At 61.8% G+C, this 207-nt stretch carries 1 pseudogene; it reads left to right on the top strand.

Annotated features, from left to right (window positions below):
• Positions 1–120 (top strand): annotated as a pseudogene (locus GYA94_RS27340) (ABC transporter ATP-binding protein); the annotation flags it as partial.
• Between the last annotated feature and the right edge of the window lie 87 nt (positions 121–207).

Here is a 207-nt window from a genome sequence, read left to right as displayed (position 1 = left end):
CAGGCGCTGAAGATTGCCGACCGGGCATACGTGCTGGAAAACGGCCGGGTGGTGATGCAAGGTACCGGGGAAGCCTTGTTGACCGACCCGAAGGTGCGCGACGCGTATCTGGGTGGTTGATTGGGGAAAGGGCCTTCACAGGCCCTTTTTTCTGTCTGCAAGGAACGTGTTGTCTGCATCGCCCCTCCGTCGCCGGCAAGCCAGCGC

This window comes from Pseudomonas juntendi, assembly GCF_009932375.1.
Classification (GTDB): domain Bacteria; phylum Pseudomonadota; class Gammaproteobacteria; order Pseudomonadales; family Pseudomonadaceae; genus Aquipseudomonas; species Aquipseudomonas juntendi.
The sequence above is the reverse complement of the archived record's forward strand: the minus strand, read 5'-3'. Positions and strand labels throughout refer to the sequence as shown.